We start from the raw sequence: 26703 nt of genomic DNA, 5'->3' as shown, positions 1-26703 counted from the left end.
TTATTATTTGCGTTAAGCGCTTTGTGATACAGGTTCATCTACAGGGGTTAGCGTGGCTATTTTATTATTGAGTGCACTAGTAATAACGCTTTGTACTAGTTTTTCACAGCCTCCACAGCCAGTACTTGCTTTAGTAGCTTGCTGCACATCATTTAAATCGCTACAGCCTTGCATAACAGCGTGTTCAATGGTGTGTTTTGTAACCTTGTGGCACGCACAAATAATGGCATCACTTGGTAAATCATCAGCGCTTAGCTCACCAGTATCTCCTGCAAGCGGCATTATTAAAGACTCTGCGGGCACACTAAGCTCTATACTATTTAAGTGATACTGCAATAAGTTATCGTATTCGCTGGTATCGCCAACAAGTACAGCACCTATAAGTTTGTTGCCTTGCTCATTAGTGACCACTTTTTTGTAAATACCGTTTGGCTGATCTTCAAAGTAATAGCTAATTGCGCCTTCACTGCGTGCATGGGCATCACCAATTGAGCCTACTTCAACACCCATTAATTTAAGCTTGGTGCTCATATCTGCGCCGCTAAATTCATCAGTATTGTTTGAATAGTTGCTTAAAGGTGTGTTTGAAGCTGTACTTGAAGAAAGCTGTTTTAAAACATGCCCCACCGCTACTTTTGCCATAGCGTAGCCCGGTGCTACAAGGCCAAAAATAAAATTATTCCAAAGGGCGCATTCGCCTATTGCGTATATGTTTTTATCACTCGTTTGGCAATGGTTGTTTATTACAATGCCGCCGCGCTCCCCTAATTCTAAATTAAACTCGCGAGCTAAATTATCGTATGGGCGAATGCCGGCTGAAAATACAATCATGTCGGTTTCTAGGGTTTGCCCCCCCTTAAAGCACATTTTATAACGGCTGTTTTCACCTTCAATAATTTGCTCGGTAGCCACTGAGGTATGCACTGTAACGCCGAGCTCGGTAATTTTATTTTTTAGTAACCGCCCACCAGCACCATCTATTTGTACGCCCATAAGTTGTGGCGCAAATTCTATTACATGGGTTTGCAAGCCAAGCTGTTTTAACGCATTTGCAGCTTCTAGCCCTAATAAACCACCACCAATAACCACACCGACTTTACTACCTTGTGCTGATTTTTTTATAGCGTGTAAATCGTTAATGGTTCTGTAAACTAGACAATGCTCACGATCTTTACCTGGAATGGGTGGCACAAATGCAAATGAGCCTGTTGCCAGTATTAGCTTGTCGTACGCAAATGATTCGCCTTTTGAGGTAGTAACCGTTTTTGTATCACGGTTTATATCAACCACTTTAGAATGAGTATGAAAACTCACTTGCCAATCTTGATAGGTTTTACTGCAGGTAAGTGCTAAATCGTCTTCGGTTTTGCCTTTAAAAAATGACGAGAGTTGTACTCGGTCATAAGCGAGGCGGTCTTCACCACTGAGCACGGTAATATCAACATTTTTGCTATCACCTTGTTGCGATACTAGCTGCTGTACAAAATGATGCCCGACCATTCCGTTTCCTACGACGACAACACGCTGCTTGCTTGGCATTAAAATCACCTGTTTGATTTAAAGTACTCAATGCATAAATAAGTACTTTAAACGTATAATTTGTTATTTAGTTGTTATAGCAATATGCAAGCCAGATATATAAATAATATATTTCAGTAACTTAACCAAATTGGTGCAATAAAAAAGAAGTGAAAGCACCACAAGCTGGCGCTATTGCACCAACTTGTAACGCTTTAAATGAAATAACCAGAGTTCAGGTTAAATACTTAAAATTTAGCGCTTACCCACACCCACAGCTTTTGGGTATCAACTTTGCCCGCAGCGCTATCACCTGCTGAATAATCGGCATATTTAGCACCTACGGCATAGGTTTTATTAATAGGCTTAACGTATTGCACGTTAAGCTCTGAGCCTAAATCATCAACTCCATTGGCGCTATCAGCGGCATCAAAGTTGTGATACGCCACTAACCATTTACCGTCAAAGGCTATACCATTTAAGCTTACATAAGTGTCATCAAGCCCTTGTGCAGGGGTTGCTAAGAACGTATCAGCCCAACCATTAAATTTATGCATTGTGGCAAGTGGCGTAGCAAAACCATAATCGCCATTATCAGAACCTAGCGACTCTATACCGGCTTTTAATGTTACGGTTTTAATGCCTAAACCACCTAAATCAATACCGCCTTCAAACGCATAATAATCTGCGTCAAAATCACTCATGCTAGTTGATGCAGACTGCGTGGCGTACTCTGCTTTGTAGTAAACTTTAGTATTGCTGAGCGTTTTATTACCATTAAAAGAAACACCATAGGTATCTAAGCTGTCATCATCTACTGCGTCGTTACTTAATAAGTAACTGTATAAAACCACCTTACCTACGCTTGTTTTAAAACTTGCATTAATTAGGTGATCTGATGAATCAATATCTTTGCTATCGGCAAATATACGGTTGCGCTTGCTTATGTAGCTATAGTGCAAGTTAATATCATTAAACGTGTAATTGACTGTTGCCGCATCAAAAGTTTGCCTGTCTTGTCTAAAGCCAACGTGGCCCACAAACCGTTGTCCATCAAGCGCTATTACTTGCCTCCCCACTTTAATTGATAACGCATCCTTCGCGTATTTTATAAAACCTTGATCAACTTCTGTGGATTCTGGATCGGCTATTACTGAGTAATTAGTATTTTTACCCAGTGTATTGTTGTAATCGTCTATCCCTAACAGGCTCCGGCTGTCTTCAACTTCAATAAGTGCAGAAAAGCCATTCATCTCATCTGTTTTATGAGTAAGGCGTGTGCGCAGCGTTAAGCTACTTGCATCTTTTAACGCGTTATCTTGCTCTGTGCTTTCAAAACGTAGTCTAAAGTTAAGATCGGTTTGCGCTGCAACACTAATTGAAGGCGCAGTTAAGCTACCCAGTATAAAAATAATAGGTAAGTTTTTTTTATAATTTAACATGTTTATCTCTTAATTTTTAATTATGAGTACACACACCAAGGCTATAAATAAACACAACGAAATACTTTTCCAGACTAAAACCGGATCGCGTTTCATTATTGAGTCTTTTGGGGCGGTACTTTTTAAATGTGGATTAGGTTTATTGATATCGCTTATAAATTCAGAAAATGCGTGGTATCTAAATTCGGGTTTCGGAGCCAATGCTTTCATTAAAGCCTGGTCTAACCAAAACGGGATATCTGCTCTGTGTTTACGAATACTTGTGTATTGCCAGTGACTATAATCTTTTGGTACATGATTATGCGCGAGTGGCTGATACGGCAATTTTGAACATAATAATTCGTACGCAACAACGCCTAGTGAAAATAAATCACTTTTAAAATCGGCGTGCATAGTAATAAGCGTCTCTGGTGCAGTGTAATCTACCGTTCCTTGCGGGCAATCATCAGCAATTTGCCTTACCGACTCATCCATTGCCGCAACACTTACCGTGCCGTAATCGATTAATGTTACTTTGCCGTGAGCGTCTATCATCACGTTATCGAGTTTTAAATCGCGATGCACCATATCCAAACGCTGAAACGCTCTAAGTGCTTGTACTATTTGTTCAATAATACTGCGCACTTGGGTAATTTCTGGATGCGGCACATCATGTTTCCAATCACTCAGTGTTTGCCCATCCATGTATTCGCAAATATGATATAAAAACCGGCTTTGCGATTGCGTATTTAAAACCTTCATTACATTGGGATGATTAATACGCTGCCCCACCCAGCCTTCTCTTATAAAGCCTTGAAGGTAATGCACATCGTCTTCAAAATTTACCGAAGGCGCTTTTAATACAACTGGCGGCGTATCGGGTGTTTGTTGCACCAAATAAATATGCGAGCGGCTACTGGCGTGTAATTCGCGGATAACAGTAAAGTCATCAATTTTTTGGCCAACCTTTAACGGAGGCGGAATTTTTCGCCTCGTCAAAGAGTGATATAACTCGTCTAAATTTTGTTTTGCAATACTATTCACTTTTACAAATAAGCAGCTTACGTTGTCGTCACTACCTCTTGCTATCGCAAGCTCTGTCACTGCTTTTGCTGCGTACTCTAAATTAGTATGCTCATTAATTAGTTTTTGTATATCACTGTATCGCAACACATCGTGAACACCATCGCAAGTAAGTATATAAATATCACCCGCTTTAAGTTCAATTTCGTATACATCAATTTCTTGATGAAGCTGTGCACCTAAAGCCCGCGTTAGGGTATCGTTTACTTTATGGTCGCGTGTTATCGCCTCCATACTTTTTGCACGTAAACGCGTAATACGGGTATCACCTAAATGAAAAATATAACCCGTCGCCGATTTTAAAATAAGCGCTGTAAACGTGGTCATCCAATCGGCTTGGCGCTGGCCAAGATGATTGTAATTAACCGATTGCGAATACAACCACTGATTTAAACTAGCCAATACCTTAGATACCGACTTTTTAACGGCCCAACTTGGCGGTGTATTTAAATACTCATTTATAAAGTGCGTTACAGATAACTGTGACGCTTGTTTAGCATTTTTTGCTGATGAACACCCATCGGCCAAGCAGGCAATAATCCCTTTTGTCTCTTTTTCTTGCGCATGAGTATTTAGGGCTGCGAACGCATCTTGGTTTTCGGTTTTTATACCTTTGCTACTGTGCCCACCAAACTCAACGTTAAGTTCGTTTGTAAGTGCGCTGGCTTTTTGGGTTTCATCAAACATAAGGTTGCCTTAAGTCACAGAAATAAGTTCAACGGTGCCATCTTCGTTTACTTCTGTGATATGGCCATCGGGTTCTTTCATAAATAACAAAGCACCTAAACCTAACAATGCACTTGCCGCAATAATCATAAAGAATGTTTGGTAATCAACTAACGAGAGCGCCGTTAAATATACAACAGCCCCTACATTACCGTAGGCTCCCGTCATACCTGCAATTTGTCCAGTTAAACGGCGTTTAATAAGCGGCACAGCCGCAAATACAGCGCCTTCCCCTGCTTGCACAAAAAACGAACACGCCATGGCAGCTGCAACTGCAAGCCAAAGTGGCCAGCTAGCGTCAACTAAGCCCATAACAAAATAACCTACAGCTAAGCCCGTGGTAAGTACAATAAGCGTTTTACGACGACCCATTCTATCTGAGATCCAACCACCACCAGGGCGAGAGGCTAAGTTCATAAATGCATAGGCTGATGCAAGTAAGCCTGCGTACACCATATCAAGGCCAAAGACTTCCATAAAAAATAATGGCAGCATAGATACAACGGCAAGCTCTGAGCCAAATGTTGTAAAATAAAGAATATTTAAAACAGCAACTTGCTTGAAGTCGTAACGGTGTGATTCTGGAACAGGTTGTTTAAAAATATGACCGTTAATATCAAACGTTTTATACACTTCGTAAATATAAAGCAGCACTAAAAACGCGTATGTACCCATTACAAAATTTTCAGAAAGTAAATTTGCGCCAGTAGGCGAAAGTTTCCATGTAAGTAACGCCAATGCACCGTACATAGGTAGTTTCATTATAAGCAGCAGTACAAAGTCGCCTTTACTGGTTACTTCCATTGCCCCTACTTTTTTAGGCTTGAAGTATGTACCGCCTTTAGGCGTATCAGTTACGTTTATGTACCAAATAATACCAAATATTACACTTAGTACGCCTGTTACACCGACCGCATAACGCCAGCCATCTTCTCCACCAAACATAAGCGCTAATACTGGTAACAACATAGCGGCGGCTGCAGAGCCAAAGTTACCCCAGCCTCCGTAAATACCTTCGGCTGTACCTAACTCGTTTGCCGGGAACCATTCGCTCACCATACGAATGCCCACAACAAAACCCGCACCAATAAAGCCAAGTGCAAAACGGGCGATAGCTGCTTGCTCAAACGTTGTTGCCATTGCAAACATAAAACACGGAATACTACACACAATAAGTAGTGCTGCGTACACAATACGTGGACCAAATTTATCGGTAAGCATACCCACCACGACACGTGCAGGAATAGTTAAGGCCACATTTAATATGAGGAGTGTTTTAACTTGAGCCATAGTGATGCCAAGCGAACCCGCTATAGCACCTAATAATGGCGCATGGTTAAACCATACAAAAAATGAGATAAAAAATACCATCCAGCTTAAGTGAAGTATTTTCATTTTTCCGCTAAACGATATGAGATTAAACCCAGAACTCGGTTGCATGTTATTTTCCTTAGTTACGTTTTAGTTATTAACAGCGATTACAACTTTATTATTAATTACACCGCTGCATTTGTTAATTTCACGTTAACCGCATTGAGCAAATAGTGAGCCAATAATTTATTATTATAAAAATCATGTGTTTATGTTTATTCTGATTCGTTATAATTTTCATTTGCACTGTTAAGGTAATGAATGTGAGCATTAACAGTGCAAATACTTTTAACCCGTTGTTGCCCATAGATTCTAAATATTGGTATTGTGTGAAAAAATAATGAGATGCTTTATATGACTAAACCTGCCCTAACCTACCAACAGCAACTTCGCTACTCGCGTCACATAATGCTTCCTAAATTAGATATAGATGGGCAAGAAAAAATATGGCAGTCGCATGTACTAATTGTGGGTTTAGGTGGTTTGGGCTGCCCGGTTGCACAGTACTTAGCTGCCTCAGGTGTGGGAACATTAACGCTTGTAGATAACGATGTGGTTGATACTACAAATTTGCAAAGGCAGGTGCTTTACAAACAAACAGATGTGGGAAGCTTAAAAACACACGCAGCTAAAGCACAGTTAGCGAGTCTAAATGATGAAATAGGTATACATACAATCGATGCATTTTTAGATGAGCAGTCAACGCTTGACGAGCTATTAAGTAATATTGATATAGTCATTGATTGCTCTGATAACTTGCCTACACGAAACTTACTCAATAACGCCTGTTATAAAACAAAAACACCGCTCGTTTCAGGCTCTGCAATTAGAATGGAAGGCCAAGTTGCCTGTTTTACAATGCAGGAAAATAGCCACTGCTACGCGTGCTTATCGCAGTTTTTTAATGAACAAACACAAAGCTGCTCAGAATCAGGGATACTCTCGCCGATTGTAGGGTTAATTGGCAGTATTCAAGCTACTGAGGCGCTAAAAATGCTTGCCGGACTACCAAGTGGGTTAAGCGAGCATTTACTGCTTGTTGATGGGCTCAGCATGGAGTTTAACCGCTTTAAAATCACTAAAAATAGTCAGTGTCCTACATGCAGTTAATCACTCGCGTTTTTATTATTTTACTCTAGGTTATGAATAGCGGCGTAAAGTGTATCGCCTAGTTTGTAACTACTTTGTTCCCAAAGCCTTTTTGAGTGCAAACAATACAACGTTTGCCCATCAATATTTAACGCAAGTTGCCAAGAGCCGTTAATCAGTTCTGCATTAACAAGCACCCCCACTAAAACATTACTGTTATTTACGTTTACTGGCCTATCGGCACTAACAGATATTTGCTCGCACTCTAATATCAGTTTATTTCCTTGCTCCACAGCGCTGGGTAATGCAAATAGCTGCTGCTCGCTTTCTTGAAGTTTAAGCTGATATACGCCGTATTTTTCATCAAATTTAATTATTTGAAAATTAATTAGGCTCAGTGGTGTTTGTTTATTATTAGCATAAATAGCCTTAGCCACCTGCGCACTCGGGCCGTGGTTAATTACCTTACCGCTATTGAGTTGCACAAGCGTATCGCAACAAAACAACAGCTCCTTTAAAGAGTGGCTCACGAGTATAAATTTAATATTATATTTTGCAGCAAGCTCACTAATTGTAGAGAGTGTTTTAAAGCGCAGAGGCCAGTCAAGAGCGCTAAATGGTTCATCCAAAATAATAAATTTTTGCCCTGCTAATAATGTGCGAGCAAACACAACACGTTGGCGCTCCCCGCCCGACAAACTGTGAACATCGCGCTTTAATAACGGTTGTAATTCAAGCGCCTCTATTACTTTTTGCTCGGTTAAATCAGTTTGCCTATTAGTACAATGCGTTTGTGTAAACGCTAAATTACCTGCCACATCTAAATGCGGAAACAATGGGCAAGACTGAACCTGCAGTGTTACCCCGCGTTGCTCAGTAGGTAAGTGATCCACTTGCTTGTGATTTATATAAACACTCTGCTCGCCCTCAAGGCCACTAATACAGCGCAGCAACGTCGACTTTCCTGAACCTGATGGGCCAAAAAAACCAGCAATGGTAAACGATTCAAGGTGAAGCTTTATATCTAAATCAAAATTATTAAGTGCTTTGAATAGGGTTAACTTAATCATGTTATTGTTTAACCCCCACTATGCTTTTATTAAATTTAAATAACAGCACTAAACAGGCAAACGAAATAGCGAGTAAAATAAGCGAAAGCTGATGCGCAGCTGCATAATTTAACGATTCCACGTGGTCGTACAAAGCAATAGAAACCACTTGAGTTTCTCCTTGTATGTTGCCACCAATCATAAGTACTAAGCCAAACTCCCCCAATGTATGGGCAAAACCCAATGCAAACGCACTCCCTATACTGGGTTTTAATAACGGTAAAATTAAATAAACAAAGCGTTTAAAGTGGCTTAATCCCAGTGCTATTGCAGCTTCATTATAGGTTTGATTAATTTGCTTAAACCCTGCAACTAAAGGCTGCATTACAAAAGGAAGAGAATAAAAAAGTGAACCAATAACCACCCCTTGAAAACTAAACGCCAGCTGGGTGCCTGTTAACCAAAACCAAAACTGCCCAACAGCATGCGTGGGTGAAAATAAAACAAGTAAGTAAAAACCCAGTAAAGTAGGCGGAAGTACAAGCGGCATTGCAATGAGTGCCTCTAAAAACGGTTTAAATCTTCCTTTATACCCTGCTAACTTATATGCAACTGGAATACAAAATAAAAGCAGTAGCACAGCGGTTATAAAAGCTAACTTGACCGTTAGCCACAGTGCCGTTAAATCACTTTGAAGCATTGCTATCCTTTGTTCTATACCCTAATTCAACAAGCTTTTTTTGTGTATTACTGGTCATCAAAAAATCCATAAGCTTTTGAGCGCTTGCTATTTGTTTACTCGATTTAATAATTACTCCCTGTTGAATAACTTCGGGGTACTCACTCGGTGGTATTAACTTATACGCTAAATATTGAGGATCTCGACTCGTATTAAACGCCATTTTTAATGTTGAAACAGCCACTATCCCCACAGATGCATTACCACTTTGAACAAACTGAAAGGCTTGCGTAATGTTATTCCCATATACATAACTTATTGGCTTTTTAAAATTGGCATTAGCGTAAAACTCAGACGCCTGCCCATATGGAGAAAAACGCGGGTTAGCTATAGCCACTTTATCATTTATTTTATTATCATTGGGCTGCCATACAGCAAGTTCACCGAGCGCATAAGTAATTAATGTACTTTGACTAGCAAATCCTTCTTTAATTAATGCTTGTGGGCGCACATCGTCAGCCGATAAAAACACATCAAATGGCGCACCATGCACAATTTGAGAATATAACACCCCACTCGATGCTGCAGATATTTTTACTTGTATACCCGGTATTGGGGAGTCTTGTAGCAAGGTTTGTAGCACGGTTTTAAAATTACTTGCCACCGCAACATGTATTGTTTCTTTTGCGTTTAACATACTTGAAAACACGCAAACACCAAACAAAAAATAACCCAGCCATGTATTGTAAAGCTTTGACATTATAAGTATTGTTTTAAAAAATGATTTAAGTAAGCAATATATATGAACGATGTTTGCAATGCACCCGGTTTGTTACCCATAGAAACCGCAATCAGTAATATGTTGGATGCAATTAGCTTCAACAAACTCACCGAAACTATACCTCTAATGAGTAGCGTTGGTCGCATTTTAGCTACTGATGTTAAATCAACAATTAATGTGCCCGCTCATGATAACTCGGCGATGGATGGTTATGCATTGTGTATTTCCGACGGCCTTACTACTTACAAACAAATAGGCAGTGTATTTGCGGGGCAAACCTTCGACAAAACATTAACGCCAGGACAATGTGTAAGAATTATGACTGGAGCAGCATTGCCACCAGGTGCTAATGCCGTTGTTATGCAAGAAAACGCCACAGTTAATGACGATGAAATTACTTTCTCAGGCACTATTGAGCTCAATAACAATGTCCGTTTTGCCGGTGAAGATATTGCAGTAAACAGTGTGGTATTAAAAGCAGGCAGAAAGCTTAAAGGTGTAGATGTAGGGTTATTAGCCTCTATTGGCATAAATAAAGTAAACGTTTACGAAACACTCAAAGTAGCCGTGTTTTCAACTGGTGACGAACTAATAGAGCCGGGAAATACCTTACCTGCAGGCGCTATTTTTGAAAGTAACCGCGCTGTTATTATTAGCGAACTTAATGATCCCAATATAGAGGTTATTGATTTTGGTATTATTCCTGATGACAAAAGCTTGATTAAAAACACCTTTTTAAAAGCGAACGAGCAAGCCGATGCCGTTATTAGCTCAGGCGGTGTATCGGTTGGTGAAGCCGACTTCACAAAAGAAGTATTAAACGACATTGGCGATATTCACTTTTGGAAAATAGCCATGAAACCAGGCAAACCCTTTGCCTTTGGTAAGTTGCCTAACAGCTACTTTTTTGGTTTACCTGGCAATCCAGTTTCTGCCGCTGTGACACTTGAGCGACTTGTAAAACCAGCATTGACTAAACTATCGGGCAATGAGCATAAAGTCGCGCTACGTTTAAAAGCAGTCACAACTCAGCAAATTAAAAAGCGCCCTGGCCGTACAGATTTTCAACGTGGTATTGCAAGTAACGATGAAAGCAATAACCTTGTTGTTACACCAGTTGAAAAGCAAGGCTCAGGAGTACTTTCGTCACTCAGTAAAGCAAATTGCTTAATTGTAGTCCCTGCACAAAGTGGCAACATTGCACAAGGCGAAACCGTTGAAATAGAACTGCTGTAATACCAGCGAGCAATAATAAAAAAAGCCCAACTAGGTGTTCACCTTGTTGGGCTTTTTAATATTAGTTTATAAAACTAAAGGGGGTTTAAAACAACGATTCAAAATCACCATTTGGAAATAAAACACCCGGAATACCACGAACAGCGGTAACCTCAGCAATTTTTGTATCACCAAAGTATAAGCCGCCACTGTAATTACGACCCGCTTGTTTTACATCTAACCAGCGACCGTACTCACCTTTAGCAACTAAGCTAATATTGCCATTAACATCGCGAATACGAAGATCTAACGCTTGCCCTTGGGCACTCACATATATATCTGTTGATGTTAGCTCTGTTAAATTATCTACAGCACCCACATAAGCAAATTTAAAATCGTTGGCAGCACTTAGCGGAAAATCTAATTCAAAGGTAAATGCTAAATCATCATTTTCTTCACCAATAAAGGGTGACGATTCAATTGCAGTAATATGAAACGCGGTATTTTGAATATCACTCTCATAATCACCTTGAAAATTAAAAGACGATAACGTGTTAGACACCTCTGCAAATGAGTCTACAAAACGATTTAAATTTAACGACAAATCCCCTGCCAACTTCCCATCAGCCTTATTAATAACAACATCAGTAGTAAGCTGGGCAATACCTGTATCAGCATCTGGGTTTGTTTCGTTTACCACCTCAATACCATCAAACTGAATCAGTAACTCGCTAACATCAACACTCAGTATCGTTGCACCATTGGTTACCGTAGCACTCATTACCCCCTCAATTTTATTACCTAACACACCACTTACTCTAAAAGTAGGGATAGATAAGTCTATGCTAATGGGTAGGTCATCGTAGGTACCCGTTATAGCCCAAGTATAAGGCGATTTACTGTAATCAATGTCTAAATTTCTAAGCGAATACTGCCCAGCAGGCACTGAGTCATCAGCCAGCGGTGAATAATTTGTAATTACCTCGTTGAGCGCATTAATAAGTGCAGTCAGCGTTGCTTGGGTATCTTCATCAAACGCGCCCTCAAGTTCAGCAAACTTAGCATCGAGTTCTTCTGAATAGCTTTTTTCTTGAAGCCTTGCCACACCAATAATGTTTCTAACATCAACAAGCAGCTCTCTTGACTCTAAGCTTTGTGCTTCGCTTACACGTGGCTCCCACTGCTTATAAGTAGTAACACTCGCAATTGTTTGGTTTACTTGGCCTGCAACGTTAGGTAATAAGCCATTTCCCTGTTCATTAAACAGATTATCGGGAATGTATTGAGCAGCTAATTGGCTGTAATCTTGCCATACTTGCTGCTGAGTATCATTACTAGAAAAAGCATTAAATGCCGCATCTACATTAAATGTACTATCGGCTACGCCTGCAATAATAGCGGCATACGTAAATGCATTTGTGACCATTTCAGCTTCAACACTTGCTGTAAGGTTACTGTGCGTTAAATGATAAAACGGCGTGGCCGATAAACTAGCCTTTGCTCCACTTAAGCCGGCATCAGTGATAGCTGTACTTAATGGAGAAAAATACACCGCGTTCACACCAGGGGCAATAAACGCATCGGCCTTATAATTTAATGTAACAGCAGTCGGTTCTTGAAAATCAACTAAGCGGTTGCCGTTTAAATCATTAGGGTCGTCACGTACGGTTCTACCACAACCGGTAAATCGCGGACATGGCAGCGACGTGTTATCAGGTATAAATTCAAAACGGCTATAGGCGAGTGGTGTGACAGTAACACTAAAAGTATTAATATTATCAACGTCAATTGATTCTTGGATAACACCTTCACTATTTAAAATATTAAGCGTACCCTGCGGCGACTGCCAATTAGCTACAAAAAAACGTGCTGTTGAATTAGTTGTAATTTGAGTTAAAGCCACGTTTTCATTGTTATCAGTACTCGAAGATGATCCACCACAACCCGCTAATACTACTGCAACCCCTAAAGGTATAATTTGTTTTAACATCTTCATTCCTTAAAACTTAATGTTCATGTACCAATTTATATTTGCATAATACGCTTTATTCAAATCTAAACTATCGGTTTGCAAATTAAGACCAAAATACTTGCTTTCAATCCCCACTAAGTAAGCCTTACTTTTAGTTTCGTAGCCAGCCTGTACTTTCCAATGATCCCAAAAATGAACTCGCCCTTTTAACTGGCTAAATGTATCTTGATCGTAGCGTTTAAGAGTTAATTGAGTAGAAAATCGATCATTAATTCTATAATCAGCAAACGCTTGCATGCGCATTTTCATGTCAAAATCGTGAGATTGCGTATTACCAAATGACGACGTTTTTAACGATACCGTTGGCTGAGTTATTATGTCGCCATTGTCGTTTTGGCTAAAAGGGATCTCAGTGGTTTGGCCGTTTACAAAACCACTGTCTTCATAATCTGTCTTATAAAGTAAGTCTTTAACGCTAAAGCCTACATGTAATTCGTCATTTACTTGCCAATCAGCAAATATATCTAGGCTGTAACCTAGTCCTTCTGGGTTTTCAGAGGGAGTAAACTTTTTAAATAAAATATCTTTTGAATAGTTATAATCAACAGAGATATCGCCTTCTACTTCATCACTGTAAATACGTCCATCAACTATTCCATCTTGAAAATGCGTACTCGCAAATACAGACAATTTTGGGGTAATAGTTAATGCATTTTTGTCTAAAAATTTAAAATCGTAAGACACAAAAACACCGTTAGACGTTGCCTGTTTGGCGTCTAAAAAGTAAGTGTAATATCTATCTTCAAAAGCAAGATCATTTTTTTCAGTGTGCGTATATTTTGCCGTATCAGGATCAAAATTTAATACGTAGTCAAAGCGACTTTGCAGTCCAACTTTAAAATTACCGTACCCTACACCGACTTCAAAAATATTGTACGTAAATGCACTGTCACCCGATGTTAGCGGCGCATCAAAGTCATCAACAAATGCCTGTACTGGTTGCGCTTCGGTATAAATTTCTGCGTCAAAATGAGTAAAAACTTGAAACTGATTATTAGCGGATGCAAGTGGAGAAAGTAGAGCTGATGAAAATCCTAGCAAAAGAATTTTTTTTTTCATAATTTAATCGCTTTCAATAAAAAAAGGGAAAAGCACACTGCTTTTCCCTTTAATAGTTTAAGAATTACTTGCTTGAGTCAATTAAATCAACATCAGTGTAATCCATTGTTACACCATCAATGTAAGTGATTGAAAGCCCATTAGTAACTTTAGTAGCAGTACCAAACGACATCATCATGCCTTCGTACATCGCTTTAACGTCGCCAGTGTAACCTGTAGACTCAGCACCCATAAGAGATAATGTGTAACCCATTGCTGCGTCACCTTTAACCATTACATCTAACATGCTTTGATCTTCATCGCCGCTTGCGTCAACCGTACCCATAACTTTAAAGTCTAGGTCGCCCGACATACCTTCAAGAGTAACAGTACCCATGTCAGTCACGTCATCAGCAGTTACGTTTAACATACCAGTGAACCCAGAATCACCGTCCGTAATTGTCACGTGGTTCCATGCTTCAGTGTTAACGATTTCAGCATCATCTACTGTGTCAGCATCAACTTCACCGTCAAAAGTAAATATTAAACAAGAATCAATTTGAGTCTCGTCAATAGTACCTGCTGCAAAATCAACACAATCTGTAAGTGCGTTTGCTTGCGAATCTGCAGTCACTAGCTCAACCGTAGCATCACCGCCAACTAACGTAGCGCCCCAAGCAACAACTAACTGGTCACCTTGGTAAGATGCAAATGCGTTAATCTTTTCACCTGTGGTTTCATTGTTAAGTATCAGTATTAAGTCGTCTAAGCTATAAAAATAAGTCCAGTTAGGTTGACGAGTAGACGTACCTTCACCCACATTACCCATATCAGCAAGTTCGTTAATTACGTCAGCTAATACATCTGCTGCATCAAGAACCGCTTCACCACCAGTACTTGTAAGTACAGTCATTGTGCTTAGTGACTCTGATGTTGCTTTAACAGATACAAGTACTTCAAACTTAGCAACTGCATCTTGCGCTGTTAATTGTAAAGCATACGCTATAGCAAACTGCTCTGATGCAAGTTCAGCTTTAGCCGCCGCTGTAACAGCCATTGCCTCTGCAGCATCAATTAATTCTTGTGCATCGGCACTGTCAGCATCAGCAGCTAAGTAAGCTTCTGCAGCAGCTAATGCTTGTGCAATAGCCACTTCTAATGCGTCAACACTTGCAGCAAAGTCAGAAGCCGCAACAATTGCAGCGTCTGCAAGTACTAGCGCCTCAGCTGCATTTTCAGCGTTGTCTACCATTGCATCTTCAGCAGCAGATAGTGCTGTTGTAGACGCTGTTTCAGCAGTCATTGCAGCCGTTTCAGCCGCTAGCGCTAATTCATTTGTTTCTGTAGCAAGAGCAGCTGCTGCTGCAACTTCTGCATCAAAATCAACAAGTGCTTGTGCTGCTGCAGCTACAAGTGCTTCAAGTTCTGTATTAAATGTAGCAACTTTTTCAATTTCAGCTGAAGAACCTGTTACTAACGCGTCTGCATCGTCTAAAATTTGTTGGTAATCAGAACTATTAGCCACAAGTAAAGTAGCTACAGACACTAAACCTTGAGACTGTACAAATAATGCATTTGATTCACCGGCTAAATCAGCTACTTCAGCTTCATTTGCAAGTAATTCAACCGCATTTGCAAATGCTACCGCTGTGTCTGCGTCAACTACAGTGTCACCACCTAGTGCTTGTACTGCAACTAAATCAGCTTGCGCAGCAGTTACAGATGCCTGAATTGACACTAGCTCAGCTTCTGCAACAGTTACCGCAGCAGTTGTTTTAGCTGCAAGTTGCATGTAAAAACCATCGCCTACTGTACAATCGTCAGTACAACCAATTTTCTCAAGTGCTTTTTTAGATTTTTCAGCAGCCTTTGCTAAACCTGCATCACTCGCTGCACCATTTTTAACAGCTTTGTCTTTTGCAGCTTTTGCCTTTTTAGCAATACCTGTAGATTGAGCAGCAAACGCCGCTTTTTCAGCGTCAGTCGCATCTGGGTTGTTTACAGCAAATGCAGCTGCAAGTGCAGCTTCAATATCGCTTTCTTCACCTGTAGCAATTGCAAAGAAAATATTAGCTGTATTTGTAGCAGCTTGTTGCAGTGCAGTAGCTAGTGCAGCTATCTCTGCATCTTCACTACCTGTTACTTTGCCTGCTTTAATACCAGCAATAAGCTTTGTCATGTTGCCGTTAATATCTGCAAGGCCTTGAATAGATGAAGCAACTTGAGTTAACGATAAAATACCATCATCTAGCATTTCTTCGCCATCTACATCAGTTAAATCAACTGCACCGCCGTTAGAAACATCACCTAACAAAGAAGCTAGTAAAAGCGCTGTATCTGGGCCTAAAACTTGAACAAGTACGTCAACACTAGAATTAGCAATACCTGCTGCGTCAACACCTTCACCCGCGTCAATTAAAAGCTGCGAAACAAGCGTTGTTAAGAAAGTTGCGTTAGCTCTAAGTGAACGCGCTACGTTTGCATCGCCTAAAACACCACTTGCACCAGATGCATCAGCTTCTACCGCTGGAATAAATTTAACAACAGAAAGCTCTAGGTCTGTTTTGTACCACTCCCCAAACTCAATCGCTGTATCGCCATCGTTAACATCGTCTTCTGCTGCTGGTGCTTCGTCGTAAGTACCACAACCTAGGTACGCATCACAACGTAGGTAGCTTTCGTCACCTTCAGCTGATGTTTTAACTGTAATGTATACAGGACCTGAAAAGTCATTTTCTAAGTAAACGCTGTAACGACCACTTTCGTTTGTTAAAACGGCTTCTGGGTTTGCTGCTAAAATGCTTGCAGCAACTGCTGCATCTGCAGCTTCTTGAGTTGACTCTTCAGCAGAGAATGTTTCAGCTTCAGCTGAAGCCGCTAAACGAAATGGTACTGCTACCATTTCACCTGTTGCATCTAATGTTGAAACGCTAACCACCGCGTTCATCATCGCACCTTTAACCGCTTTACCTGTAACTTCTACGTTAAATAAAGCTGTGTCTTCTGAGCTAAAAGACTCCACTGGTGGTGGTGGTGCAACATAGTTATTGCCATCGTTGTCAGAACCACACGCAGTTAAGCCGAGTGTAAGTGCAACTGATGCCGCTATTGGTGTAAATTTGATCATACGCTTCGCCATTTATTTCTCCTTGATAGCTATGAAATAAGTATCTGAAAAAGTTTGGTTAAACTTGGGTAAGCTTATTCACCGTTTACAAAAAATGTAAACAAGCACAATAATCTAACCTTTGTTACTAGAACTTTAAAAGTACCATTAAGCTATGAGTTGTTGCTACATATTTATACATATAAAATGATGTAATTTTAGTTTAACGCCATGTTTTAATTTTTATAGGCCTTAATTAAATTCAATAACCTAGGTTTGAGCCACAAAAAACCAACATGTTGGTTTATAATATATCGTGTTTGTTGATTGATTATTACATTAAATTTAGTTTGTTAAATTTTTTCTTCAAGTATTTGCGACAGAACATTAAAAATAAATGTAGAATGGAAATAAATTAACCCTAAAGCATTTAGTTTTAATGAAAAAGCAAACCTTTAGAACCAACCAAACCAATCCCTTGTTTATTATTTATTTTAAAACCCTGCTTAATTGTTACTGCATTATTAATAATGTTAAATTAACCCTAACTGACTATAAGGGTCTGTTGATTTTTAAAAGTGAATAATGCAGCAAAAAATGATTAAAAAGGAACCCTTACAAGCCCTTCCATTAATACTCTTGCGCTTCGGCTCATACTCGCTTTAGTAACTTGCCAGTCGCCATTACTGTTTTTAGCCTCGGCGCCTACTTTTAACGTGCCCGAAGGATGACCAAAGTTCACCTCACTCAATGCGCCGCCACCTGCAGCTAAATTAACTAACGTACCTTCAATTGCAGCTGCAGTGCCAATTGCAACAGCGGCTGTTCCCATCATGGCATGGTGTAATTTCCCCATTGACATAGCACGTACTAATAAATTAATGCTGCCCGCATCTATGTGTTTACCGCTTGATGCATTATATGCCACAGGCTTAGCAACAAACGCCACTTTAGGAGTATGCTGGCGCGCTTGTGCTTCATTTACATTAGTAATTAAGCCCATTTTAACAGCGCCATAAGCACGTATTGTTTCAAGTTTTTCAAGCGCAGCGTCATCATTGTTAATGTCGTCTTGAAGCTCAGTGCCGGTATAACCAATATCTTCAGCATTAATAAAAATAGTTGGAATACCCGCATTAATCATCGTCGCCTTTAGTGTGCCAACATTTGGTACCTCTAAATCGTCAACAACATTACCTGTTGGAAATAAAGCCCCATCCCCATCAGCAGGGTCTACAAACTCAAGCTTTACCTCAGCTGCAGGGAACGTAACACCGTCAAGCTCAAAGTCACCGGTTTCTTGCACTTCGCCATTAGTCATGGGTACATGCACTAAAATGCTTTTTTTAATATTAGCCTGCCACACACGCACAATAGCTATGCCATTATCGGGCACTTTGTTTTTATCAACTAAGCCATTACTAATAGCAAACGCACCCACTGCCGAGGTTAAATTACCGCAGTTACCGCTCCAATCAACAAAGGCTTTATCAATAGCGACTTGCCCAAACAAGTAATCTACATCGTGATTGGCTTGCTCACTTTTACTTAAAATGACCGTTTTGCTGGTGCTTGATGTAGCACCACCCATGCCATCGGTTTGTTTTCCGTAAGGGTCGGGGCTACCAATAACACGAAGTAATAAGTTATCGCGCGCCTCACCTGCCACTTGGGCAGGCTTTGGCAAATCGGTTAAATTAAAAAACACACCTTTACTCGTACCGCCACGCATATAGGTTGCCGGCACTTTTATTTGTGGTTTAAACATTTTAAATAATCCTTATTACGCGTTTGTCGCTTCTAAAAAATCTTGAGCAAAACGCTGCAATACACCACCAGCGGCATAAATAGAAAGCTCTTCTTGCGTATCTAATCGGCATTTCATTGCTGTAGTAACCACCTCGCCGTTTTTACGGGTGATCACCAGCTCTAATGTTGCCCCCGGAGCTGGTGCGCCATTTACATCGTAACTTTCACTACCATCTAGGTTTAGTGTTTTACGTGTAGTGCCTGGTGCAAATTCAAGCGGTAAAACACCCATGCCAATTAAATTAGTTCGGTGAATACGCTCAAAGCCTTCAGCAGCTATAACTTCAACACCGGCAAGCCTTACACCTTTTGCCGCCCAATCGCGCGACGAGCCTTGCCCATAATCGGCACCGGCCACAATAATAAGCGGTTGCTTGCGCTCTATGTAGGCTTCGATTGCTTCCCACATGCGCGTGTTTTTACCTTCGGGCTCTATGCGTGCGTACGAGCCTTGCTTAACCTCGCCGTTTTTATCCAGTACCATTTCGTTAAGTAATTTAGGGTTTGCAAACGTGGCACGCTGCGCCGTTAAGTGGTCACCGCGGTGCGTTGCGTATGAGTTAAAGTCTTCCTCTGGCACATTCATTTTAGTCAGGTATTCGCCTGCAGCACTGCTTGCCATAATCGCGTTAGAAGGCGATAAATGATCAGTTGTAATATTGTCCCCCAGTACCGCTAATGCACGCATACCACTCATGGTACGCTCACCTGCAAGTGCGCCTTCCCAATAAGGCGGGCGGCGAATGTAGGTACTTTGCGCTCGCCAATCGTAAAGTGGGTCGTTGTCTTCACCGTAATCTACGGTTAAGTCAAACATCGGCTCGTACACTTTTTTAAATTGCTCGGGTTTAACGCTTTGCTGAATAACCGCATCAATTTCTTCATCGCTTGGCCATAAATCTTTAAGGGTTACATCGTTTCCGTGTTGATCTTGCCCTAAACTATCTTTTTCAATATCAAAACGAATCGTGCCCGCAATAGCATAAGCCACAACCAAAGGTGGTGATGCTAAAAAGGCTTGTTTAGCATAAGGGTGAATACGCCCGTCAAAGTTACGGTTACCCGAAAGCACAGCCGTTGTGTATAAATCGCGATCTATTACTTCTTTTTGAATAACAGGGTCTAGCGCCCCACTCATGCCATTACACGTAGTACACGCAAAGCCAACAATACCAAATCCAAGTTGCTCAAGCTCTGGTAATAGGTTTGCATCTTCAAGGTACGATTGCACGGCTTTAGAGCCCGGCGCTAACGACGTTTTAACCCACGGTTTGCGCATTAAGCCTTTTGCGTTTGCGTTTCGTGCTAACAAACCTGCCGCAATCACATTGCGCGGGTTACTGGTATTAGTACAACTGGTAATAGCCGCAATAATACACGCGCCATCTGGCATTAAGCCTTCTTCGTTTTCAACAACACCCGAAATACCTTCTTTCGCTAAATCGCTAGTTGAAACACGACGATGCGGATTAGAAGGCCCCGCAATATTGCGACCAACGCTTGATAAATCAAAAGTCAAAACACGCTCATACTTCGCCGTTTTTAAGCTATCGCTCCAAAGGCCTGCTGTTTTTGCGTAGTTTTCAACAAGGGCTATTTGTTCTTCATCGCGCCCTGTTAAACGTAAATAGTCTATTGTTTTATCGTCGATATAAAACATGGCCGCAGTTGCACCAAATTCGGGTGTCATGTTTGAAATGGTCGCTCTGTCGCCAAGCGTTAGCGCATCGGCGCCTTCACCGTAAAACTCTAAATAGGTAGATACCACACGCTGCTCGCGTAAAAACTCTGTAATAGCCAATACAATATCAGTTGCAGTAATACCTGGTTGGCGAGTACCCGTTAGCTCTACACCTACAATATCGGGTAAACGAATGTACGATGCGCGGCCAAGCATCACGCTTTCTGCCTCAAGCCCGCCTACACCCACAGCAATAACACCTAACGCATCAACATGAGGCGTGTGGCTGTCGGTACCTACCAAAGTATCGGGGAATGCAATGCCGTCGCGGTTTTGAATAACGGGCGACATTTTTTCAAGGTTAATTTGATGCATAATGCCGTTACCTGGCGGGATCACATCAATATTTTTAAAGGCCGTTTTAGTCCAATTAATAAAATGAAAACGGTCATCGTTACGGCGGTCTTCAATGGCACGGTTTTTTTCAAATGCGTCAGGATCAAAACCCGCATGTTCAACCGCTAACGAATGGTCAACAATTAACTGCGTTGGTACCACAGGATTAACCTTAGACGGATCGCCCCCTTTTGCTGCAATAGCGTCGCGCAAGCCTGCTAAATCAACAAGGGCTGTTTGGCCTAAAATATCGTGGCACACCACACGCGCCGGATACCACGGAAAATCTAAATCTTGTTTGCGCTCAATTATTTGGCTAAGTGCATCGGTTAACATAGCAGGGTCGCAGCGGCGTACTAAATTTTCGGCAAATACGCGCGAGCTGTAAGGAAGAGTGGCATAAGCGCCTGGTTTAATAGCATCAACAGCGGCTTGGGTATCGTAGTAATCTACGTTTGAGCCCGCAAGCGGTTTGCGGTACTGAGTATTGTTAATAATGGTCATAATAAAAATTCGCTAATAAGTGACGGGAAATAAAAGGCAAAAAGGTGAGCGTGTTGCTCACCTTAGGTTTAACTAATTAGCCTCTTGATTCAATTGGCGTATAGCTACGTGCATCTGGGCCTGTGTAATCTGCACTTGGGCGAATAATACGGTTATTAGCACGTTGCTCTTTCACGTGGGCAGTCCAACCTGTTACTCGGCTCATTACAAATATTGGCGTAAATAACTTAGTCGGAATATCCATAAAGTGATAAGCCGATGCATGGAAAAAATCAGCATTACAAAATAACTTTTTCTCACGCCACATTACTTCTTCACAACGAACAGACACCGGGTAAAGCACATCATCGCCCACCTCTGCTGCTAATTTTTCAGACCACTTTTTAATAATTACATTACGTGGATCCGACTCGCGGTAAATAGCATGGCCAAAGCCCATAATTTTATCTTTGCGCTCAAGCATGCCCATAACTTCTTGCTCAGCGTGCTCTGCACTAGTAAAACCTTCAATCATGTCCATTGCCGCTTCGTTTGCACCACCATGTAATGGCCCGCGTAACGTACCAATAGCACCGGTTACACACGAATGAATATCAGACAAAGTAGATGCACACACACGTCCCGTAAAGGTAGAGGCATTAAATTCGTGCTCTGCGTATAAAATAAGCGACACATTCATTACCTGTGCAAACAACTCGCTAGGCGCTTTGTCGTGTAATAGCGTTAAAAAGTGTGCGCCTACTGAATCGTCGTCTGTTTGTGTTTCAATACGAACGCCATCGTGTGTAAAACGGTACCAGTAACAAATAATACTTGGGAACACAGCAACCATGCGGTCAATCGCATCGTTTGCTTGGCTAAAATCAAGTTCCATTTCAAGGTTACCCAACATAGAGCAACCCGTACGCATTACATCCATTGGGTGCGCGTCTTTAGGAATATTTTCAAGCACGGTTTTAAGTGCATCTGGCAGGCCACGTAAGCTTTTTAATTTGGCTTTGTACTCAGCTAATTCGCTAGTTGTTGGTAACTCACCGCGTGAAAGTAAAAAAGACACTTCTTCAAACTGCGCTTTTTCAGCCAGTTCGCTAATATCGTAACCACAATACGTTAAACCCGAGCCACTTTGGCCAACTGTACACAATGCTGTTTGACCCGCTACTTGTCCGCGTAAACCTGCGCCGCCTAATGCTTTATCTACCATGATCTTCTCCTATCTTAAATTTGTGTGTGTTATCTAATTTAATAGTTATTATTTGTCAGATTTTGATGAAAAAAGGTTATCAAGTGTGTTTTCGTACGTGTGGTAATCTAAAAAGTCGTAAAGTTCAGCACGAGTTTGCATGTTCTCAATTTCGCTTTGCTGCGAGCCTTCATTTAAAATAGCCGAGTACACATTAAGCGCCGCTTTGTTCATTGCTCTAAACGCACTGAGTGGGTAAAGTACCATTTCAACGCCTACATCACTTAACTGCTCTTTGGTATAAATTGGCGTTTGGCCAAACTCAGTAATGTTAGCCAAAATAGGCACATTTAGCGCATTAGCAAACGCTTGGTAATCGGCAAGGTCGTGCACGGCTTCAGCAAAAATAGCATCAGCACCGGCTTCAACACAGGCTGCTGCACGGTCAATGGCCGCATTTAAGCCTTCTTTTTGAAATGCATCGGTGCGCGCCATAATGTAAAAATCGCTATCGGTTTTTGCATCTACCGCCGCTTTAATACGGTCAACCATTTCGCCTTGGCTAACAATTTCTTTATTTGGGCGATGGCCACAACGCTTTTGCGCTACTTGATCTTCTATATGAAAACCCGCCGCGCCGGCTTTAGTCATTTCTTTAACGGTACGTGCAATATTAAATGCCCCGCCCCAACCGGTATCGGCATCAACAAGTAAAGGTAAATCGCTGGCACCCGTAATACGGCGAATATCTTCAAGTACGTTGTCTAGGCTGGTCATGCCTAAATCGGGCATACCGTAAGAGGCATTAGCAACACCCGCACCCGAAAGGTAAATAGCCTGGTGGCCCATTTTTTCAGCCATCATAGCTGTGTAGGCATTAATAGTACCTACAACTTGTAACGGGCGATTATTAGCAATAGCTTGTTTAAATTTATATCCTGCTGACATGTCATTTCCTCTCTTTGAACGGTTGCTACGTGGAGTAACTTATATTTTTAATATGTATTTATGACGCTTTAACTATTTTGCTTAACTTTTGCGGCTAATACCAATCTGTATGGGTAAACAGTTATTCAGATTGGAATGCATCAAATTTTGTTTGAATATTGGCTTGCGACGCGCTTATATGGCGCTTCATTAGCATTTCGGCCAGTTCGCCGTCATGGTTTTCAATCGCGTTAATAATCGCTAAGTGTTCGTCAAACGCTTTTGATACCCGCGGCCCCGCCATACCCATTTGCACGCGGTACATGCGAATTAATTGGTACAGGTCGTTACAAAGCAAATGAATCAAATGTGCGTTTTTACTGCCTTTAATAATGCGGTAATGAAAATCTAAATCGCCCGCCTCTTGGTAGTACGACTCGCCTTCTTTAACGCGCTGCGTTTGTAAATGCTGGTTTAATAATTGTTTTAAGCCTTTAATTTCATCAGGCTCCATATTGTCGGCAGCTAAACGGCAAGCAAGCCCTTCAAGCGAGCTACGTACTTGGTAAACCTCAATTAAACGCTCAGCGGTAAGGGCCACAACACGGCAGCCCACATTGGCTTTACGCTCTACTAAATAACAGCTTTCTAGGCGGTTTAGCGCCTCACGCAGGGTTGCGCGGCTTACACCGTAACGCTTTGCAAGCTCAGGCTCCGAAATTTTGCTACCTTGTGCAATAGTGCCTTCAACAATCTCACGGCGCATATTTACAAATACCTGATCAGATGCTGTGGTAACGGGCGCTTCGTTTAAAAATGAGTCTGTCATAAGTTAATTTTTTAGATTGTCGACAATTTGTATCGCCATAATGGGCGCATTAAAAAAACATGTCAACCCTAAAACTGTACAAAAAGGCTAAAAAACACCCTCATTGTCGACACTATTATTCTAAAGTATGAGCAAAATAGTTTATAAATACCTAAAAACCACAAAGTGTCGACAGCACCATATAATCAAGGGAGGTATTTTTATCACTGAAATTTAGTTATTTAAATGCTAAAATCGCGCTTTATTTTTAATGTACGAGCTAGCGCGTGAACGCCAATACTTTTATTCCTGAGCACTTTATAGACGACGTAAAAACCTACCTACCCAATCACCTAAAGTTAGATGACTTTATAAATGCGTGTCGTCGCCCGCTCAGAAAATCTATCCGCGTTAATACATTAAAAATAACCGTAGAAGACTTTATAAAAAAGGCAGAACAAAAAAATTGGCAACTTACGCCAATTCCGTGGTGTAGCGAAGGCTTTTGGCTAGAGCGCCCAATTAGTGAAGAACAAAACCTAGCCCTAGGCAATACCGACCTACACCTAAGCGGCGCAATGTACGTGCAAGAGGCAAGCTCAATGCTACCGCCAATAGCGCTCAAACAAAGTATACAAACAAGTCACACCGTGCTTGATATGGCGTCGGCGCCGGGGTCTAAAACATCGCAGCTAGCAGCACTAATGAACAACCAAGGCGTGCTAGTAGCAAACGAGCTTTCGTCGTCGCGTTTAAAAGTACTCAGTGCCACCTTAAAACGCATGGGCGTGGGTAACTGTGCGCTTTCACATTTTGATGGCGTTATATTTGGCAATTACATGTTTGAATGTTTCGATAGCATTTTGCTAGACGCCCCCTGCTCTGGCGAAGGCACGGTACGTAAAGATGCAGACGCATTAAAAAATTGGTCAATCGAATCAAACATTCAAATTGCCCAAGTACAAAAAGATTTAATAAAAAGCGCATTTTACGCGTTAAAACCCGGCGGCACGCTCGTGTATTCTACCTGTACGCTCACCCCGCTCGAAAACCAGCAAGTATGTGAATTTTTACTTGAAGAATTTGGCGAGTTTATAGCGCCCGAGTCACTGAGCAATTTATTTCCGGGGGCCGACAAAGCAACAACGGCCGAAGGCTATTTGCACGTATGGCCGCAAACATACGACAGCGAAGGTTTTTTTATTGCTAAGTTTAAAAAACACGCAAGTTGTAACAACCCAAACCAAACAGTAAAAAAAGGCGCGTTTCCGTTTACTGAATTTGATAAAAAACCAACAACCGCATTTATGAGCGAGCTTAAAAAGCACTTTGGTTTAACAAGCCTACCCGGCACATTAATGCAACGCGACAAAGAACTGTGGCTGTTCCCGCAGGGGTTTGATGCCATTCAAAACAAAATTAAATATGCCCGTTTAGGTATTCAAATAGGCATTATTCATAAAAACGGTGTAAGGCTCACTCACGAATTTGCCACCGTGTTAGGTAACGCGTGCAAAACCAACACGTACGCGCTTAATAGCGAACAAGCAAACGACTACTTTAATGGTAAAGATATACGACTAGCCGAGCCAACTAAAGAGCTAGGCGAAGTGGTATTAACTTTATGCGGCTGCCCCATTGGGCTAGGAAAATGGCAAAAAAATAAGATCAAAAACTCACTACCACGCGATCTAGTGCAAAACACTCAGTTAATAACGTGGGAGTAAACACGCACAAATTGCGTATAAAATGTGCACAACATAGTTAAGTAACTGTATTTGCAGCAGTATAAAAAACAACCTAAAAATGTGTAATTTTAAGAGCTTTGGCTATACTTAAAATACTTTCAACTTCTCCCTATGAATTAGAAAGTTTTTTGTTAGCGCAAGGCTCAAAAGAGCCCGTTATAGCCCAGAGTTTCCCTAAATCACTCTGGGCATTTTTTTGCGCATTTGAATATGGAACCGAATAAACATCCACAAAGGCTAGTTCTATAATTGATTAGTAATCAAGTAATTTCATCACCACCGAGAAGCAAAGGAGAAAGCAAGGAGTAGTGACTACCAAATTACTTGTGTTTTCTCTGTGTAACGCGCAGCGCCTCGGTGTTCTCTGTGGTCATATTTTTATAAATAACAAGAAGCAACGCTTTTACATTTGATTAATTGAAAGTGATCATGTCACCACCGAGAAGCAAAGGAGAAGACAAGGAGTAGTAATTTAAGGGCTGGTAAATAATTTGGATTTAACTATGTTTATCTCTGTGTAGCGCGCAGCGCCTCGGTGT

Annotated in this window: 18 protein-coding genes; 3 read left to right on the top strand and 15 right to left on the bottom strand. The window is 41.2% G+C overall.

What is annotated here, in order from left to right; genetic code table 11:
* Nucleotides 1-12 precede the first annotated feature (12 nt).
* The 4 genes from ATS76_RS10225 to ATS76_RS10210 form a co-directional block, all read right to left on the bottom strand.
* Complete coding sequence (locus ATS76_RS10225; protein ID WP_058552075.1) at nt 13-1539, bottom strand: FAD-dependent oxidoreductase; 1527 nt, start codon at nt 1537-1539, stop codon at nt 13-15.
* A 227-nt stretch (nt 1540-1766) separates the two neighbouring features.
* The gene (locus ATS76_RS10220; protein ID WP_058552074.1) at nt 1767-2960 is read right to left on the bottom strand and encodes an alginate export family protein; all 1194 of its coding nucleotides are present in this window, start codon (nt 2958-2960) and stop codon (nt 1767-1769) included.
* A gap of 9 nt (nt 2961-2969) precedes the next feature.
* Nucleotides 2970-4709 (bottom strand): bifunctional protein-serine/threonine kinase/phosphatase, encoded by a 1740-nt coding sequence (locus tag ATS76_RS10215; protein ID WP_058552073.1) that lies wholly within the window; start codon nt 4707-4709, stop codon nt 2970-2972.
* Between the two features lie 9 nt (nt 4710-4718).
* On the bottom strand, nt 4719-6188 hold the full coding sequence (locus ATS76_RS10210; protein ID WP_058552072.1) for a NarK family nitrate/nitrite MFS transporter: 1470 nt from the start codon (nt 6186-6188) through the stop codon (nt 4719-4721).
* Nucleotides 6189-6473: 285 nt separating this feature from the next.
* Here ATS76_RS10210 and ATS76_RS10205 point away from each other — a divergent pair, with 285 nt between their 5' ends.
* Nucleotides 6474-7229: a HesA/MoeB/ThiF family protein gene (locus ATS76_RS10205; RefSeq protein ID WP_058552071.1), complete on the top strand. Its 756-nt coding sequence runs from the start codon at nt 6474-6476 to the stop codon at nt 7227-7229.
* A gap of 20 nt (nt 7230-7249) precedes the next feature.
* Here the strand turns inward: ATS76_RS10205 and ATS76_RS10200 are convergent, their stop codons facing one another.
* The 3 genes from ATS76_RS10200 to modA are packed head-to-tail and all read right to left on the bottom strand — an operon-like array spanning nt 7250 to nt 9696.
* On the bottom strand, nt 7250-8278 hold the full coding sequence (locus ATS76_RS10200) for an ATP-binding cassette domain-containing protein (RefSeq protein WP_058552070.1): 1029 nt from the start codon (nt 8276-8278) through the stop codon (nt 7250-7252).
* Between the two features lies 1 nt (nt 8279).
* Entirely contained in the window at nt 8280-8957 is a 678-nt protein-coding gene (gene modB / locus ATS76_RS10195; protein WP_058552069.1) for a molybdate ABC transporter permease subunit, read from the bottom strand.
* Nucleotides 8944-9696, bottom strand: a complete 753-nt coding sequence (modA, locus tag ATS76_RS10190; protein ID WP_058552068.1) for a molybdate ABC transporter substrate-binding protein — start codon at nt 9694-9696, stop codon at nt 8944-8946. Before modA ends, modB begins: the two co-directional genes overlap by 14 nt.
* Before the next feature lie 42 nt (nt 9697-9738).
* Between modA and moeA the strand changes: the two genes are divergently transcribed.
* On the top strand, nt 9739-10953 hold the full coding sequence (gene moeA / locus ATS76_RS10185; RefSeq protein WP_058552067.1) for a molybdopterin molybdotransferase MoeA: 1215 nt from the start codon (nt 9739-9741) through the stop codon (nt 10951-10953).
* An 85-nt stretch (nt 10954-11038) separates the two neighbouring features.
* Here the strand turns inward: moeA and ATS76_RS10180 are convergent, their stop codons facing one another.
* The 8 genes from ATS76_RS10180 to ATS76_RS10145 all read right to left on the bottom strand — a co-directional run bounded on the left by ATS76_RS10180 (nt 11039) and on the right by ATS76_RS10145 (nt 24437).
* Entirely contained in the window at nt 11039-12922 is a 1884-nt protein-coding gene (locus ATS76_RS10180; RefSeq protein WP_058552066.1) for a hypothetical protein, read from the bottom strand.
* Between the two features lie 9 nt (nt 12923-12931).
* Nucleotides 12932-14023, bottom strand: coding sequence for a hypothetical protein (locus tag ATS76_RS10175; RefSeq protein ID WP_058552065.1), 1092 nt, complete (start codon nt 14021-14023; stop codon nt 12932-12934).
* 64 nt (nt 14024-14087) lie between these two features.
* On the bottom strand, nt 14088-17141 hold the full coding sequence (locus tag ATS76_RS10170) for a hypothetical protein (RefSeq protein WP_058552064.1): 3054 nt from the start codon (nt 17139-17141) through the stop codon (nt 14088-14090).
* Nucleotides 17142-17709: 568 nt separating this feature from the next.
* Nucleotides 17710-18876, bottom strand: coding sequence for a 2-methylaconitate cis-trans isomerase PrpF (prpF, locus tag ATS76_RS10165; protein ID WP_058552063.1), 1167 nt, complete (start codon nt 18874-18876; stop codon nt 17710-17712).
* Nucleotides 18877-18891: 15 nt separating this feature from the next.
* The gene (acnD, locus tag ATS76_RS10160) at nt 18892-21498 is read right to left on the bottom strand and encodes a Fe/S-dependent 2-methylisocitrate dehydratase AcnD (RefSeq protein ID WP_058552062.1); all 2607 of its coding nucleotides are present in this window, start codon (nt 21496-21498) and stop codon (nt 18892-18894) included.
* A gap of 76 nt (nt 21499-21574) precedes the next feature.
* Entirely contained in the window at nt 21575-22702 is a 1128-nt protein-coding gene (prpC, locus tag ATS76_RS10155; RefSeq protein WP_058405453.1) for a bifunctional 2-methylcitrate synthase/citrate synthase, read from the bottom strand.
* A gap of 48 nt (nt 22703-22750) precedes the next feature.
* Nucleotides 22751-23629 carry a methylisocitrate lyase gene (gene prpB / locus ATS76_RS10150; RefSeq protein ID WP_058552061.1) on the bottom strand — a complete coding sequence of 293 codons (879 nt, stop codon included), beginning with the start codon at nt 23627-23629 and terminating at the stop codon, nt 22751-22753.
* A 121-nt stretch (nt 23630-23750) separates the two neighbouring features.
* Nucleotides 23751-24437, bottom strand: coding sequence for a GntR family transcriptional regulator (locus ATS76_RS10145; RefSeq protein ID WP_058552060.1), 687 nt, complete (start codon nt 24435-24437; stop codon nt 23751-23753).
* Nucleotides 24438-24703: 266 nt separating this feature from the next.
* On the opposite strand from ATS76_RS10145, the gene rsmF reads away from it, so the two are divergent.
* Nucleotides 24704-26143, top strand: a complete 1440-nt coding sequence (gene rsmF, locus ATS76_RS10140; RefSeq protein WP_058552059.1) for a 16S rRNA (cytosine(1407)-C(5))-methyltransferase RsmF — start codon at nt 24704-24706, stop codon at nt 26141-26143.
* The last annotated feature ends 560 nt before the right edge of the window (nt 26144-26703 follow it).

Source organism: Pseudoalteromonas sp. 10-33 (assembly GCF_001469195.1).
Taxonomy (GTDB): Bacteria; Pseudomonadota; Gammaproteobacteria; order Enterobacterales; family Alteromonadaceae; genus Pseudoalteromonas.
This window is presented reverse-complemented; position numbering and strand designations above follow the sequence as displayed.